The sequence below is a fragment of the Lutibacter sp. genome, from assembly GCF_013139515.1.
GTDB lineage: Bacteria > Bacteroidota > Bacteroidia > Flavobacteriales > Flavobacteriaceae > Lutibacter.
Map to the genome: position 1 here is coordinate 37795 of NZ_WTAR01000030.1, position 14424 is coordinate 52218.

Annotated in this window: 15 protein-coding genes and 1 tRNA gene; all 16 read left to right on the top strand. The window is 30.6% G+C overall.

The genetic code is table 11. From position 1 onward, the window contains the following. Positions 1-26 precede the first annotated feature (26 nt). The 16 genes from GQ540_RS03520 to GQ540_RS03595 all read left to right on the top strand — a co-directional run bounded on the left by GQ540_RS03520 (position 27) and on the right by GQ540_RS03595 (position 14413). Entirely contained in the window at positions 27-233 is a 207-nt protein-coding gene (locus tag GQ540_RS03520; RefSeq protein ID WP_291797424.1) for a hypothetical protein, read from the top strand. Beyond that, positions 234-2999, top strand: coding sequence for an LAGLIDADG family homing endonuclease (locus GQ540_RS03525; protein WP_291797427.1), 2766 nt, complete (start codon positions 234-236; stop codon positions 2997-2999). It abuts the gene before it with no gap. Continuing rightward, on the top strand, positions 2999-4363 hold the full coding sequence (locus tag GQ540_RS03530; RefSeq protein ID WP_291797430.1) for a phage portal protein: 1365 nt from the start codon (positions 2999-3001) through the stop codon (positions 4361-4363). The genes GQ540_RS03525 and GQ540_RS03530 overlap by 1 nt, the downstream gene beginning before the upstream one ends. A gap of 13 nt (positions 4364-4376) precedes the next feature. Beyond that, positions 4377-5660 (top strand): hypothetical protein, encoded by a 1284-nt coding sequence (locus GQ540_RS03535; RefSeq protein WP_291797432.1) that lies wholly within the window; start codon positions 4377-4379, stop codon positions 5658-5660. 5 nt (positions 5661-5665) lie between these two features. After that, positions 5666-5742 (top strand) — tRNA-Met (locus tag GQ540_RS03540). Positions 5743-5760: 18 nt separating this feature from the next. Continuing rightward, positions 5761-5976: a hypothetical protein gene (locus tag GQ540_RS03545; RefSeq protein WP_291797435.1), complete on the top strand. Its 216-nt coding sequence runs from the start codon at positions 5761-5763 to the stop codon at positions 5974-5976. Next, positions 5951-7402 carry an HK97 family phage prohead protease gene (locus tag GQ540_RS03550; RefSeq protein ID WP_291797438.1) on the top strand — a complete coding sequence of 484 codons (1452 nt, stop codon included), beginning with the start codon at positions 5951-5953 and terminating at the stop codon, positions 7400-7402. Before GQ540_RS03545 ends, GQ540_RS03550 begins: the two co-directional genes overlap by 26 nt. Positions 7403-7488: 86 nt before the next feature. Beyond that, positions 7489-8766, top strand: coding sequence for a phage major capsid protein (locus GQ540_RS03555; protein ID WP_291797441.1), 1278 nt, complete (start codon positions 7489-7491; stop codon positions 8764-8766). A 124-nt stretch (positions 8767-8890) separates the two neighbouring features. Then, positions 8891-9370, top strand: a complete 480-nt coding sequence (locus tag GQ540_RS03560) for a hypothetical protein (protein WP_291797444.1) — start codon at positions 8891-8893, stop codon at positions 9368-9370. Between the two features lie 56 nt (positions 9371-9426). After that, positions 9427-9675, top strand: coding sequence for a hypothetical protein (locus GQ540_RS03565; protein WP_291797447.1), 249 nt, complete (start codon positions 9427-9429; stop codon positions 9673-9675). A gap of 7 nt (positions 9676-9682) precedes the next feature. Beyond that, the gene (locus GQ540_RS03570; protein ID WP_291797450.1) at positions 9683-10060 is read left to right on the top strand and encodes a hypothetical protein; all 378 of its coding nucleotides are present in this window, start codon (positions 9683-9685) and stop codon (positions 10058-10060) included. Positions 10061-10123: 63 nt separating this feature from the next. Next, the gene (locus GQ540_RS03575; protein WP_291797453.1) at positions 10124-10663 is read left to right on the top strand and encodes a hypothetical protein; all 540 of its coding nucleotides are present in this window, start codon (positions 10124-10126) and stop codon (positions 10661-10663) included. An 84-nt stretch (positions 10664-10747) separates the two neighbouring features. Next, complete coding sequence (locus GQ540_RS03580; protein WP_291797455.1) at positions 10748-12358, top strand: hypothetical protein; 1611 nt, start codon at positions 10748-10750, stop codon at positions 12356-12358. After that, positions 12351-12917, top strand: a complete 567-nt coding sequence (locus GQ540_RS03585; RefSeq protein ID WP_291797457.1) for a hypothetical protein — start codon at positions 12351-12353, stop codon at positions 12915-12917. The genes GQ540_RS03580 and GQ540_RS03585 overlap by 8 nt, the downstream gene beginning before the upstream one ends. Before the next feature lie 14 nt (positions 12918-12931). Further along, positions 12932-13300, top strand: a complete 369-nt coding sequence (locus GQ540_RS03590; protein WP_291797460.1) for a hypothetical protein — start codon at positions 12932-12934, stop codon at positions 13298-13300. Between the two features lie 9 nt (positions 13301-13309). Then, positions 13310-14413, top strand: coding sequence for a hypothetical protein (locus tag GQ540_RS03595; RefSeq protein WP_291797463.1), 1104 nt, complete (start codon positions 13310-13312; stop codon positions 14411-14413). Positions 14414-14424: the final 11 nt, after the last annotated feature.

Consider the following 14424-nt stretch of genomic DNA (forward strand, 5'->3'; position numbering starts at 1 on the left):
TATTATTTCTATTAGTTTTAGTTTTATTGTCTGCATGTTCAGTATCGAATATAACTGTTACAGATCCTGATACAAAAATAACATGTACAGCATCTCACAAATCATTCTTAAAGAATTATTCAGATATTAAAATGAATGCTTGTGGTGCAAAGGGGAATGCTGATGAAGCAAAAGTAGATAATACTTTATCAGATGCAATATTGAATGCTTTAGTCAAAGGTTTAAATCCATAAATGGAAGAAAATATTCATTCTGAAGAAGCAATTCAGAATCTTATTGATCTTTTTGGGGAAGAAGAAATAACCAAAGTTTTCAATGAGAAAGATTTCAGTCAGTACCAACAAGATCCAGTTGGTTTTATTAAAACAGAATTGAATGTAAAATATATACCTGATGACATTGTTGAGGTTTGTGAGTCTGTAAGAGATAATAAAGTAACAGTGGCACAGTCGGCAACAGGGACAGGCAAAGCTATGGTTAATGGAGTTTCTGTTTTGACTCCAAATGGATTTAAAAATATAGAAGATTTTAAAATTGGGGATGAAATATCAAATACATATAGTGGTAAAAGCAATATAATTGGTGTTTATCCACAAGGAAAGAAAAAAAGTTGCATTATAAAATTTAACGATGGATCAGAAACAAAATGTTCTTTAGATCATACTTGGACACTGGAAGATAGAATTTCACATTTTAAAAAGAAAGATCTTACAGTTTGGAAATTATTAAATCATGGATGGAAAACAAAAGATAACAGTGTAAGATGGAGACTTCCTAAACTTGATAAAGTTTATATGAATGAGAGAAAATATAAACTTGATCCTTATGTATTAGGTTGTTGGTTAGGTGATGGATGCAAAAATTTATCAATTATAACAAATATAGATGAAGAAGTCTGGAATGGGATTGAAGATGCTGGATTTAAACTTTCAAGATATCAAGGTCAATCTAAAAGGGTATATGGATTGATAACAAAGTTGAAAGAATTGGGAATTAATGATAAATATTCTTATGAAAAATATATTCCTGAAGAATATAAATATGGATCTATCAATCAAAGATTAGAATTACTGAGAGGTCTTCTTGATACTGATGGAACAATAGACAAGAAAAATTTAACTTCTTTTTCAAGTTCTTCATACAAGCTAGCAAGTGATGTTAGATTTTTAATTAGAAGTTTAGGTGGTTTTGTAAAAAGTATTTCAACTAAGAAAACTACACATCGTGACCATTACTTGGTTCATTTTTCTTTATTTTGTAAAGAAAAAATATTTAAAATAAAAAGAAAAGAAGAAAGAAGAAAGAAACAAACTGAAAATAAATTTGGTGGCAGAAAATATATAACGGATATAAAATATTTAGGGGAGGAAGAGTGTACTTGTATTATGGTTGACAGTGATGATAATTTATTTATTGTTGAAGATAGTTTTATACCAACCCATAATACCTTCGTAGCTGCTGCTCTTGCTATTTGGCATTATAAATGTTTCCCAGAAAGTCAAACAGTTGTAACTGCTGCCCCACCAGAAGAAAATATTAAATCTAAGTTATGGTCAGAGTTAGTTAGTTTTGTTCTTAAAAATAGAAGAATATTTAAGAAAGATAAGATACTAACATTAAAATTAACTGATGATATTAATTTATCTAAGATCCATGATAGTGACGATGTTGAGGTTGAAAGTGGAAAACACTTCATTATGGGAAAACCAATTTCATCTACTGGATCAGTGGAGGAAAGAGAGTCTAAATTTTCTGGTCAACATGCGGATTGGTTGTTATTTTTATTAGATGAAGGTGATGCTATTCCAGATGAAGTTTTTCGTGGAATAGATGGATGTATGTCTAGTGATGGTGCTAGAATATTAATTATGTACAATCCTAAACGTAGGGGTGGACATGCATATAATTTAATTAGAAAAGGATTAGCAAATGTTGTAACTCTTTCTGCTTTTAATCATCCAAATGTAACATCTGGTGAAAACCTTATCCCTGGAGCAGTAAGTAGAGATAAGGTTATAGAACGTATTCATGAATGGACAGAACCATTAAGAGAAGATGAAGAACCTGATGCTAGTTGTTTTGAAATACCTGATTTTTTAGTTGGGGCTATTGGTATTGGTGGATCTGGAAAAGAATATCCACCATTGAAAAAAGAAACAAGAAGAATTGTTGATCAACAGTTTGCATATAAAATTCTTGGTATTTATCCTACTCAATCAAGCAATCAATTGATTTCAGAAGCATGGATTGATAATGCTGTTACAAGATGGAAACTTTATGTAGCTCAATACGGTGAAAATCCACAAGATAATGTTCGTGGTGTTTTTGGAATGGATGTAGCTGATGAAGGTGACGATAGTTGTTGTGTTTGCAAGAAGTATGGAAACTTTGTAAAGGGTTTTGATAGGTGGAGAGGGATAGATACAGATTTGTCAGCCACTAGACTATCAAAAATATATGCTAATGATGAGCCAATACAAGCTAATGTTGAATGTGATGGAATCGGTGCTGCAATTCCTCCAAAAATTAGAAGGAATCATTATTTAAAATGTGTAGGGTGTGGCAAAACTTACTTTAATGTAAAACATGTTAAATGCCCTGTATGTGAAGAAAAGATAAGACAAAGTGGTGATGAATCAAGAGAGCATTTATCTTCTGTTCTTGAAATGAAACATTTTAACATTAAAAAAGTAGTCGTTTCAACCCCTTCTAAACATAAGTGTGATCATGGAAGATTTGATAAACTTAGAGATGAATTATGGTGGGCTGTTAAAGATTGGTTGGAAAAAGACCAATCAGCAATGATACCAGATATTCCTGAATTAAGAGAAGAACTTTTAGTTATGGAATTTTTTGAAAGTCCACAAAATGGCAAGATAAAAGTTACAGACAAGAAAAAAATTAGACAAAAATTAGGTAGATCATCAGATACGGCAGATAGTCTTATTCAGTGCTTCTACAATCATTTTGGCAATCCAAGAGTAAGGAATTTATTATAATGAATATATTTGGGCTTGAAATAAAAAGAGCACTTAGAAGTAAAAGAAAGAATAATCTATTATCTAATTTTTTATGGCCTTGGCAATACAACAGGAGTTTGTTTGCTGATGAAGATTATCATTCAATGGTTGAGGAATTTAAAAGTTGGACATATATTTGTTCAATGAGAAATGCTACAACTTGCGCTCAAGTCCCTTTAAGACTTTATGTTGCAAAAGATAAAACTATTGGTAAGATTAGGGGTTATGATACAAAAAAAGTTTCTAAATCTGTAGATGCAGAGATTAGAGAATGTTCTAGTTTAAGCAATATAGAACCTATTAGAAAAGCAATCGAATTTGAAGAAGTTTTAGAACATCCTTTCTTAACTTTAAAAAAGCAAGTAAATCCATTTACAAATAACTTTGATTTAATGGAAAAATCACAATTATTTCTTGAGCTTACAGGGAATGATTTTTGGTATATTGTGGAAGATAAATTTGGTGTTCCTAGAGAGATATGGACAATCCCTCCTCAAAATTGCAAGATAGTTCCCCATCCAACAAAATTTATTTCAGGTTATAATTATATAAAAGGAAGTAAAACAGTAGAATTAACTGAAAAAGATATTATTCATTTTAAATTCCCAAATCCTAAAAGTCACTACTATGGATTTTCACCATTATCTGCAATTAAAGATCAGATCATGATAGATGGTTCAATTAATGATTATGAAAATGCTTTATTTCAAAATATGGGAAGATTAGATGGTGTTTTTGAAACAGATGAAGACTTAGGAGATATAGAGTTTGAAAGATTGAAAGGTGAAATTAGCCAATCATTTAGTGGTACTGAAAATGCTGGCAAAGCTCCATTACTTTCAAATGGTGTTCATTATAAACCATTTGGTCTTGCTCCTAAAGAAATGTCTTATATAAATGGTAGAGGGAAAATAAAAGAAATAATTTCTAATGCATATGGGCAAAGTTTAGGTATGTATGATCGTGAATCTAATCGTGCAAACACTGAAATGTCATATTATATTTATGCAAAGGATACTATCCAACCTAGATTAAAAAGAAAAGAAGAAAAAATAAATGAGAAATTGATTCCTAGATATGATGGTCGTTTGTTTGTAAAATATGATAATCCTGTTCCAACTGATAAAATATTTGATCTTGAACAAAGAAGTAAACATGTTCTCACTGGAATTGAATCTATTAATGAAGCTAGAAAAGGTATTAATTTAGAACCATTTGGCCCTGAATATGATACTCCTTTAGTTCCTGTAAATATGACAACAATTGAAAGATTGATTGCTGGAGATTCTGAAGATAATAATGTTATCAGTGATATTGACAAGATAAAAGAATTACTTAAATAAAAGGGGAAGTATTTTGTCCGACATTTTAAAGAATCAAAAGCAAAAAAAAGTAGTTGAGGCATTTCTTAATTACAATAGAAACAAATTTAAGGCAGCAGAATCAATTGGAATGCCTAGAACAACATTTAGAAGATTTTTAGACAAAGCTTTTAACAATCCTGTCTTTAAAGATCTTTTAAAATCAAATACCCCTGATTTAAATAAAGATACAAAGGTCGAAGATATTAATATAGGGCCAAATAGACAAGTAATAACATCTTCACATAAAATAAGAACATTAAAAGAATTAATTCATTATTGTAAGATTGATCTTAATATTTGGGATATTAAAAAGCATGTTATTAATTCATGGGGATCTGCTACTAATAAAAGTTTCCAAGTAAAAGTTTGGTTATCTGAAAAGGATAATAAACTAACAATAGAGGATATTAAAAAAGAATTTAAAGATTACTCAACAAAATATTCTCCAGTTTATAAAGATATTAAATATGATATAGCTAAAACTGGTAATGCTGCTGAGATTGCAATTCACGATTTACATTTTGGATCATTGTGTTGGTCAAAAGAAACAGGGGCAAATTATGATATAAAAATTGCAGAAGAAATGTTTATGGATGCTGTATATGATTTATATAATAAAATAAAACCATTTTCTCCTGAAGAGATTATTTTTCCAATTGGATCTGATTTTTTTAATGTAAATTCAAAATTAAATATAACTGCAAACAATACATATCAAGATGAAGATTGTAGGTGGCAAAAAACATTTATATATGGAAGAAGAATGGTTGTTTCAGGTGTTGATGTATTGAGCAAGCTTGCTCCTGTTAAATTGGTTGTAATCCCTGGAAATCATGATGAAGAAAGATCTTTTTATCTTGGAGATTCTTTAGAATCTTGGTATAGACTTTCTAAAAATGTAACTGTTGATAATACTCCAACTCCAAGAAAGTATTGGGATTGGGGTGATTGTCTTATTGGATTTACACATGGAAGTGATGAGGTAAAAGGGACACTACCAATAATTATGGCAACTGAAGTTCCTAAAATGTGGTCAGTTTCAAAATTTAGAGAGTGGCATACCGGACATTTGCATCATAAAGCAACAAAATCATATGATTATGCAACAGAACAAAATGGTATAAGAGAAAGAATATTACCTTCCCTTGCATCTACTGATTCTTGGCATAAAAAGAAAGGGTATAGTGGACTTCGTTCTGCTGAAGCATATATATGGAATAAAAAAAGTGGTAATGAAGCAAGATTGTCACATTATCCATTAAAGTATGATAAATAAAATATTGCAGGGAGGATGTTGGTATTCCGGTCTTGTCTCATAAGCAAGTGCTTCATCAGTTCAATTCTGATCCCTGCATCCAAAATTTAAAAAGGAAAAAATGACATATTTAGTTAAAGTTAGAAATTATGAAACTGGAATTAAACCTATTTTTTTTAACAATTGCCCTAAATATAAATTTGAAGATAAAACAGATCTATGTTTTGATGGTATTAATTATTGCGAGTCTATAACAAATAAAAGTTTATATGAGAATCGTGGAAATTATGGATTAATTCAATGTGAATATAATGGAGGATGTAATGGTAGAAAATAAAAAGGTTTTTGTCGTAGCTGAAAAGAAGGAAGTAAATGATGAAGAAAGAAGTGTTGTTTGCTATGCAAGCACTGAAACAGTTGATCGTCATGGAGAGATGATTCTTGCATCAGCTTGGACTGAAAAAGGGATGGAAGATTATAGAAAAAATCCAGTAATTCTATTAAATCATGATTATTATTCCCTACCTGTTGGTAAATCTATGTGGCAGAAAGTTGATTCTAAAGGATTGATCTTTAAAATTCAATTTGCCGATACAGATACTGGCAATGAATTATATAAATTATATTCAACTGGAATGATGAACTCATTTTCTGTTGGATTTCGTGCATTAGAGAGATACGATAATGAAAAAGAACAAAAATATGCTGATAAGAATGGTAAAGTCCCTCATACTGTTTATACAGAATGTGAGCTTTATGAATTATCTTGTGTAACTATTCCTGCAAACCAGGATGCAAATATAATTAGGTCATTTAAATCATTTATTGATACTGATTTTAAATCCGATGAATTAATTAAATTTGCAGCAGAAATTAAATCTTCTGAAAAATATATTGAAATAACTAAAACAATTGATGATGAAGATATTAAACCAAAAATTGTTGGAAAAATTGATCCAGAAACTGGTGAAAAAATCCTAATTGATGAAGATAATAAAGAAAAGAAAACAACCATTACTATTGAAGTCGATGATGAAGTTGATGATATTGTAGAGGATGGTATTGATGATGAATATATTCATATGGTTTTAATTGAAGCATCACTTTTTGAAACAGAATCATTAAGAAGTATTAATATTTCTGAAGATAAGGGAATTAAAGCTATTATTGGTTCATTGATTGAAGGTGGAAATACAAGAGTTCAAAAATATATGTTTGACAAAGGAATGTGGGATGTTACAAAAGCTGAAACATGGACTAATGAACATAAGGATATTAATGATGCTGATTTCATAGTAAGGGATGATACTATTGATCTTGAAGAGAAATTTGGTGTTTGTGATTGTGGTGATGATTGTGAAGGTGATTGTGATGAATTTAAAAAAATTGATACTTTAGATGAACTGTCAGATATTTTAAAAGAATACATTGATGATCAAATAACCGAAAAATTTAAGTTATTTGAGGAAGTTACCGATAAGAAAGAAATGAATGAGTTAAATAAAACTCTTATTGATTCAATTGATGATCTTAAAAATGATATTAATAAGAGATTGCCTGTTCCACTTGAAGAAAAAATTCTTGAACTTGAAGAAGTAGAAGAAAAAACTTTAGAAATTGTAGAAAAAGAAGTTGAATTTAATATTGAAGATATTTCAAAAACAGTACAAAAAACTATTTTAGATGCTGTTGAAAAAAATAAAGAATCTTCAACTAATATTTTAAAAGAAAGGTTAATGAAATTTAAAGGTCAAATATTTTAATTTACTAGAGATGTTTAGAGACATTAGGTAGATTTTTTTATTGATCAATTTAAGTATTTAATTAAAAACTTATAAAGGAGTTTAATATGGGCGAAGAAGCTAAAAATAAAATGACTATGGAAGATCTTACTAAAACTATTGGCGAAGTTGCAGAAAAAGCTATTGAAACTGCAATGGAAGGGCATAACGAAAAACTTGCAACTGATATTGATGAAAAACTTAATAAATTTGCAGAAGATTTTACAAGTAAAATTAAAGTTGGCTTGGAAGGTGAAGCAGAGAAAGATCCTAAAGCTGGTTTTAAATCACTTTCTCATTTTGCAGTAGATGTTGCTAATGCTGCTCGTTCTGGTCATCGTAAGATTTCCAAAGAGCTTGGTAATTGGGATGAAGTTGTAACTTCAAAAGCTGCTGGAACACCATCACAGAATGTGACTGATGGTGAAGCTGGTGGTTATCTTGTACCTGAAGAGTTCCGTACAAATCTTCTCGTAGCTGCTGAAGAGAAAAATGAACTTATGGGAAGATCAACAAGAATTCCTATGCAGTCAAGTTCTGTTCGTATTCCATACGTTAATGGTTTTGATAAATCAGGTGGTCTTGTTTATGGTAATGTTCAATGGTTGTGGACTGATGAAGAAGAAACCCGAACAGCTAAAAATGTTAAGTTTGGTTATGTAAACCTTAACCTTAATAAACTTGCTGGTATGGCATATGTTTCTGATGAAATCATCAAATTCTCCCCTATGTCTATTACAAATTTGCTTCAGAGAGGTTTCACTGATGGTTTCAACTTTGAAATGAATCGTGTAATCCTTAAAGGTTCTGGTGCTGGACAACCTCAAGGTATTTTGAATTCTCCTGCATTTGTTTCTCAGGCTAAAGAAACTGGTCAGGGAGCAGATACTATTGTTTGGGAAAATATCATTAATATGTATTCTCGTCTTTATGATAAATCTAGTGCTGTTTGGGTCTGCAATCCTGATACACTTCCACAGTTAGCTTCTATGAGTCTTGCTGTCGGTACAGGTGGCGTTGCTGTTTATATGCCAGCAGGGGGAGCTTCAGGAAAACCTTTTGATACACTCATGGGTTTACCGATTGTCTGGAATCATCACGCAAAAACTGTTGGTGATGAAGGTGATATAGTTCTTGCCGATATGAGTCAGTATTTGCTTGGTATGTTGGCTGGAAATGAAGGGAGTAAATTTGACTCTTCTCTCCATTTCAAATTTGATACAGACCAGGAAACTTTTAAATGGACTGTATATATGGCTGGACAATCTTGGTGGCCTTCAGCCTTGACTCCTGCTGAGAGTTCAACTACTCTTAGTCCTTTTATTGGATTAGCAGCTAGAACATAATAGGTTTTTAAATTTGGATGGATAGGTTGATCGCTGAAAGTGAAGAATCCCCACTTCATTTCCATCCAATCTTTTTAAAAGGGGTATAAATATATAATTTAAAAATTCTTATGGAGGATTTAATATGAAAGATAGATTTTTTCAGAATATTCATGTAGTAAATGCACTTCCTGCTTTATCAATAGCTGATGATTTTTTTGATGTTGGAACATCAGCTATTACCGACATTGTTAATTTGTCAAATTATGATCGTGCAACATTTATTATGCAATTAGGAGCAGGAGCAACTGGAACTGGTACAATCACTATTGAAAGTTGTGATGATGTTTCAGCATCAACAGCAACAGCTATTACTTTTGATGCTTGGAAATCTACAACAAGTGATGTTTGGAGTGATAGAACATCTCAAGCTAGTTTTGCAACAACTGCTGGTGCTGGAGCTACTTATGCATTTGAAGTAAATGCTTCTGAACTTAGTGGAACTGATAAATTTGTACGTCTAAAAGCTCTTGAGCTTGTTAATGGTGCTGTAACTGGAAACATCATATGCATTCTTTCTAATGCACGTTATATGCATGAAGTAAAACAAACTGCAATTGTATAAAGTAATTGATTAAGGGTGTTGAAATATACACCCTTAGTTTTTTATAAGGGGAAATTATGGATCAAGTAAAAGTAAAATTTAATTTTGATTGGATGGGGAATCCTGCTGGATCAACAATACTTATGTATGAAGATAATGCAACTATGTTAAATGAACGTGGAACTGTTGATATCATTGTAGATAAGAAAAAAGTTGATAAAACTGATAAAGATATATCCAAATCAGTTGAAAAACCTGAAAAAAACAAAATGATGGTTTCACCACAAAAGAAAAAATCTGGTAGACCTAAAAAAACAAAGAAATAGGTGACATATGGCTGGATCAATAACTTTTAGTGAAACAACTCATACTTCAGTTAAAAAACTTTCAATGACATGGGTGTCTGATGTTGCTTTAGGCACTGTCAATGCAATTCCATCAGAAAAATCATATACTGGAATGATTGAAAGAGCAGTATTTATTCCAGATAGTGGTGGAACACAACCCACAAATCTATATGATGTAACAATTACTGATTCAGATGGAATAGATGTTTTAATTGGTAATGGTGCAAATTTAGTAAATACAGGAGCAGTTCAAAAAGATAATGTTACTGATGGACTTGGCGCTGTAGTTTCTACAACTTTAACACTTAATATTACCAATGCGGGTAATTCAAATGGTGGAGAAGTAATTCTTTATATTCGATAAATAAAATGTAACTAGCATCGTTATTTTAACGATTGTGAATATTCTAAATTAAGGAGGAATATTATGGGAACAAAGTGTAAGTTTAAAAATGGTAAACAAGTATTTTCTAGTGATGCTCAAATGCTTTCTGGTGGAACTATTTCTACTAATCAGCAAATTGTAAGTTCAACAACTGAAACTGTTCTAGTTTCAGAAACTATTTATGGCAATACATTTGATGCAACAACTATGGGGTTTAGAGTCACTTTAGCTGGTGAAATTTCAGCAAATGCTGGATCAGATATTACTCTAACTTTGAGATATGGAACAACTGATATCCTTGCTTTAGCCACAGTAACTTTAGCTGCTGAAGATGATAAACAATTTAAATATGAGTGTTTGGGTAGAATTCATACTACTGGAGCAACTGGTAAGATAGTAGCTTCTTCTAGGATTGATATAGAGCAAGGAACACCATTGATGTTTGCCGCAGATACTGCTGCCGCTGGAGTTACTGCTAATTTAACAGCAGATGGTAGCTTAAATGTAACAGGCCATTGGGATGCTTCAAATGCAAATTCAGATATAATTGCAATGATAGGATTTATTGAGTTTTTTAATTAATAGATAAATTTTAATATTAATTAATTAAGGGAAAGGGTTTGAAATATTCCTTTTCCCTTTTTTTTATATTTTTTTTAGGACAAAATGGTACAAGAAACTACTATAAAAAGATATATAGGTTTATCTACTGATACTAAACCATCATCTCCAATTCAGGTAGGATCAGTAATCCGTATTCTTGCTGGTTCTGAATGGTATGAATTAGATACTGGTGTGACATATGTATTTGATGGTTCTAGTGCTTGGACTCCTAAACTTGTAAATCTAGGAAATGGAACTGGTGATTTTATAAATAGTGATAATCCATTTCCAGTATATGGTGGTTATGTTCCTATTGAATATTCACGAACAACAACAAATACAATAAAGTCACTTGTAAATAAAGGTCAATTAAATAAGTTTGTAATTTATCCAAGAATTGGTAATGAACATGTTGAAAGTTCTAGGGAGATTCAAGGTGTTGTCACAAATGGTAATATAGTTGGGCAAATATTTAAAGCATCAAAAGATAATATATCTGCATTGCTCCTTACTATTGAATCAGCAGAAGCACAAACTATTGATACTTTTGAAACATATTCAAATGATGGTGAACTTCAAACTTCTTGGGTTGAAATAACAAATCCAGCAGTTATTTCAACATCAATAGTTAAAACTGGTGATCAAGCAATGGCCTTGCCTTTAACCACTACTGGTGATGAATGGGTATTAAGCGCACCATCAGATTATACAGATTATACAGGATCATTTGATTTTTATCAAGATGTTGTATTTGGGGTATTAGGGGCAGAAGTGTCTGTATTTATTAGTGATGGAACTAATAGTAAAAGTTTTCCTCTTGTTATTAATATAACCAATTCATGGACTCATTTTGATGTTCTTGAATCAAATATGATTGAAGATCAAGCTGAAACTACTGATACTACAAATATATTAACTATTGGGTTTAGAATAATTAGAAAAAAGAATGGAGCAACAGTTTATATTGATAATTTAATTGCTACCCCTGCTCCTGGTGAACTTGGTATTAAATTATGGAACATGGGTAATACTCTTCCTATAGATGGAGTTACCTCTATTGATGATGGCACCCAATACACCAGATTAGGTAAAACTCTTACTTCATCTTTTTCATTACCTTTGGTTGGAGGAAAAAGATTATATCATGCTCATATGTTTAATGCAGCACTTGATAAAAATGTACCAGATAACGAACCACTAATAACTGATAATTATTATTTAATTGAACTTTATTATATAGATACCAATGTGAGTGTGTATGGCCCTGACACTTCTTTTAATACTCAATATTATAATAACGGATATTCTTTTACTACAGCAAATGAAGCTTCTGTTATTAATGCAATAGGCCCATATTCAGATATAATGTTTACTATAATGTCAACACAATCTGTTTATGTAATTGAAGCTGGATGGAGGTTTGACGCTGAACCTAATGGGGATTCTGACTTATATGTATTTATTGAAAATAAAGATATGCAAGTAACCGATACTGTTGTTGATCATGAAGAACATCCAGAACAAAAACACTCACATGATGTATCAATTAGACCAATGATAATTGATAATGGTGGAAAAATAGAATTTTATAATAATGATGATGCATCAGATCAAGTATCAAATATTGTATATTTTGTAACTTTTCTATATGAACCTCCAATAGTAAATGGATAATATAATGAATATAAAATTAAAGCCTGGAGATATACTTTTAACATTAGTTCATGGATGGTTGGGTAATGCAATCATTAGAACTCAAAATATGATTGATTGTGAAACTGATATAGTTAATTTTTCACATGCTGCAATTGTATTAGATGAATGTGGAAATATATTTGAATCTTCATTAAAAATAGGAGCAAACCATATATCTAAATATGAAAATGTTCCTGTTCTTATTGCAAGACATAAAGATATGGAAGATTGGAAATTTAAAAAAGGTATTGGTGAAGCTCTTGATAATGAAGGGATGTTTTATCCTTTGCATAGATTATTCTTTATTCTTTTTGGAATATCTGCAATAAGAACAGATTGGCCTGTATGTTCTGAATTAGTAGCACAATTCTTATTAAAATCTGGTATAGATTCTGATTTAATAAGAAAAGGTAAGAAATACAGTAAGTGGTATGGTGTTAGTCCTGATATGATTGAAGATGCTGTATTCAGAGGTGAAAATTGGAATGTTGTTTATAATGGTAATTGGGACTCAAGATTACTTTCAAATAAGTATTAAGGGAAAATATATCAATGGATGAGATTTTAAAAGAAAATGAAAGTGTTGATGATTGCCCTTGTAAAAGTGTTGTTAGGTTAGCTGAATCAACGAGGGGTGAATTTAAATTAATAAATTTTGAAATGGTTCAATTAAAAGAAAGTTTTATAGAAATGAGATTAGAAGCAAAAGAGTGTTTGGAGTCTGTTAAAGAAACAGCATTTCAATTAAGAGAAGGAACAAAAGAATTTAACAATATACAAAAAACAATTTCAAATAGAGATGTTGAAAATAAAAAAGCTCATAAAAAAATGTGGTATGCAATAGCTGGTTGTTTCTGTATTCTAATGGCAACAGGACATGCAAGTGATATTGGAAAACTAATCATAAAGATAATGAGTTAATTAAATTTTATGGCAACTCAAGCATTAGGAACAGATATTCAAATAACAGTATTACCAGATGGGAATTATCTTATTACTGGTTTAACTGTTTCTGCTGGAGAAGTTATATCTTTAGATAGTACTGAATCTATTAGTGGTGGCCCTGCATCAATAACAATAACTGCCAACCTTGATTCAATACTTACGAAAACTGGAAATACTTCATTAACTAGTTTAGATAGTATATTGCAATCAATTAATTTAACTAAGTTTCTTTCCGCTGATGCTTTATTAACACTAGAAAATACTGTTTCAACTAATTTAGACTCTTTATTAAGCAAATCTGGAATAGAAAAATCAACAGTTTTAAATGCTTTATTGTTAAAAACAGATATTGGTAAACAAGCATTTTTAGATGCTGTTTTGTTTGGTGGATCAGAAATATTTGCAAATATAGATAGTTTTTTACAAAAACAATTTGAGGTAAGTGTAAGTCTTGATTCTCTTCTTCAAATTGCAGATTTAACTAAAATAACTAGTATTGATTCTTATTTACAGTCAGTAGGAATAGAAAGTTCAACTAGTATTGATTCTTATTTACAGTCAGTAGGAATAGAAAGTTCAACATATTTAGATGCAATTTTATTTGATGCAGCATTTAGCGGTCATGAAACTTATTTAGATGCAATTTTAAATAAATCTGATATAATATTTACAGCAAATTTAGATGCAATTTTAAACATAACTGGAGTTAAAGCAACAGATTTAGATGCAATTTTACAAGTGTCAAGAAGTTCAGAAGTTTTTCTTGGTGCAATTCTTTTGAAAGTTGCTGAAACAGCTTCATTAAATATAGATTCATTTTTAACCAAAGAAGAAACAAATTCATTAAGTATAGATGCTTCTTTAGTTAATTTATTTACAAAAACATTATCTTTAGACGCAATATTTAAAAGTTCTTTTTCTAAAATATTATCTTTAGATGTTGTATTGTTTGGTGGAACAGAAATAACATTAAATATTGATGCTATATTATATTTACTTAATCAAATTAAATATAATTTTATTGCTGTAAGCAGAACATACAATTTTGTTGGGATAAGTAAAACATATAATTTTATTTCAAAAACATAGGAGGGATTAGA

Coding starts and splice junctions, on each gene's coding strand:
- GQ540_RS03525 (WP_291797427.1), top strand. CDS start 234: ATGGAAGAAAATATTCATTCTGAAGAAGCAATTCAGAATCTTATTGAT.
- GQ540_RS03530 (WP_291797430.1), top strand. CDS start 2,999: ATGAATATATTTGGGCTTGAAATAAAAAGAGCACTTAGAAGTAAAAGA.
- GQ540_RS03545 (WP_291797435.1), top strand. CDS start 5,761: ATGACATATTTAGTTAAAGTTAGAAATTATGAAACTGGAATTAAACCT.
- GQ540_RS03550 (WP_291797438.1), top strand. CDS start 5,951: ATGGAGGATGTAATGGTAGAAAATAAAAAGGTTTTTGTCGTAGCTGAA.
- GQ540_RS03555 (WP_291797441.1), top strand. CDS start 7,489: ATGGGCGAAGAAGCTAAAAATAAAATGACTATGGAAGATCTTACTAAA.
- GQ540_RS03560 (WP_291797444.1), top strand. CDS start 8,891: ATGAAAGATAGATTTTTTCAGAATATTCATGTAGTAAATGCACTTCCT.
- GQ540_RS03565 (WP_291797447.1), top strand. CDS start 9,427: ATGGATCAAGTAAAAGTAAAATTTAATTTTGATTGGATGGGGAATCCT.
- GQ540_RS03570 (WP_291797450.1), top strand. CDS start 9,683: ATGGCTGGATCAATAACTTTTAGTGAAACAACTCATACTTCAGTTAAA.
- GQ540_RS03575 (WP_291797453.1), top strand. CDS start 10,124: ATGGGAACAAAGTGTAAGTTTAAAAATGGTAAACAAGTATTTTCTAGT.
- GQ540_RS03580 (WP_291797455.1), top strand. CDS start 10,748: ATGGTACAAGAAACTACTATAAAAAGATATATAGGTTTATCTACTGAT.
- GQ540_RS03585 (WP_291797457.1), top strand. CDS start 12,351: ATGGATAATATAATGAATATAAAATTAAAGCCTGGAGATATACTTTTA.
- GQ540_RS03590 (WP_291797460.1), top strand. CDS start 12,932: ATGGATGAGATTTTAAAAGAAAATGAAAGTGTTGATGATTGCCCTTGT.
- GQ540_RS03595 (WP_291797463.1), top strand. CDS start 13,310: ATGGCAACTCAAGCATTAGGAACAGATATTCAAATAACAGTATTACCA.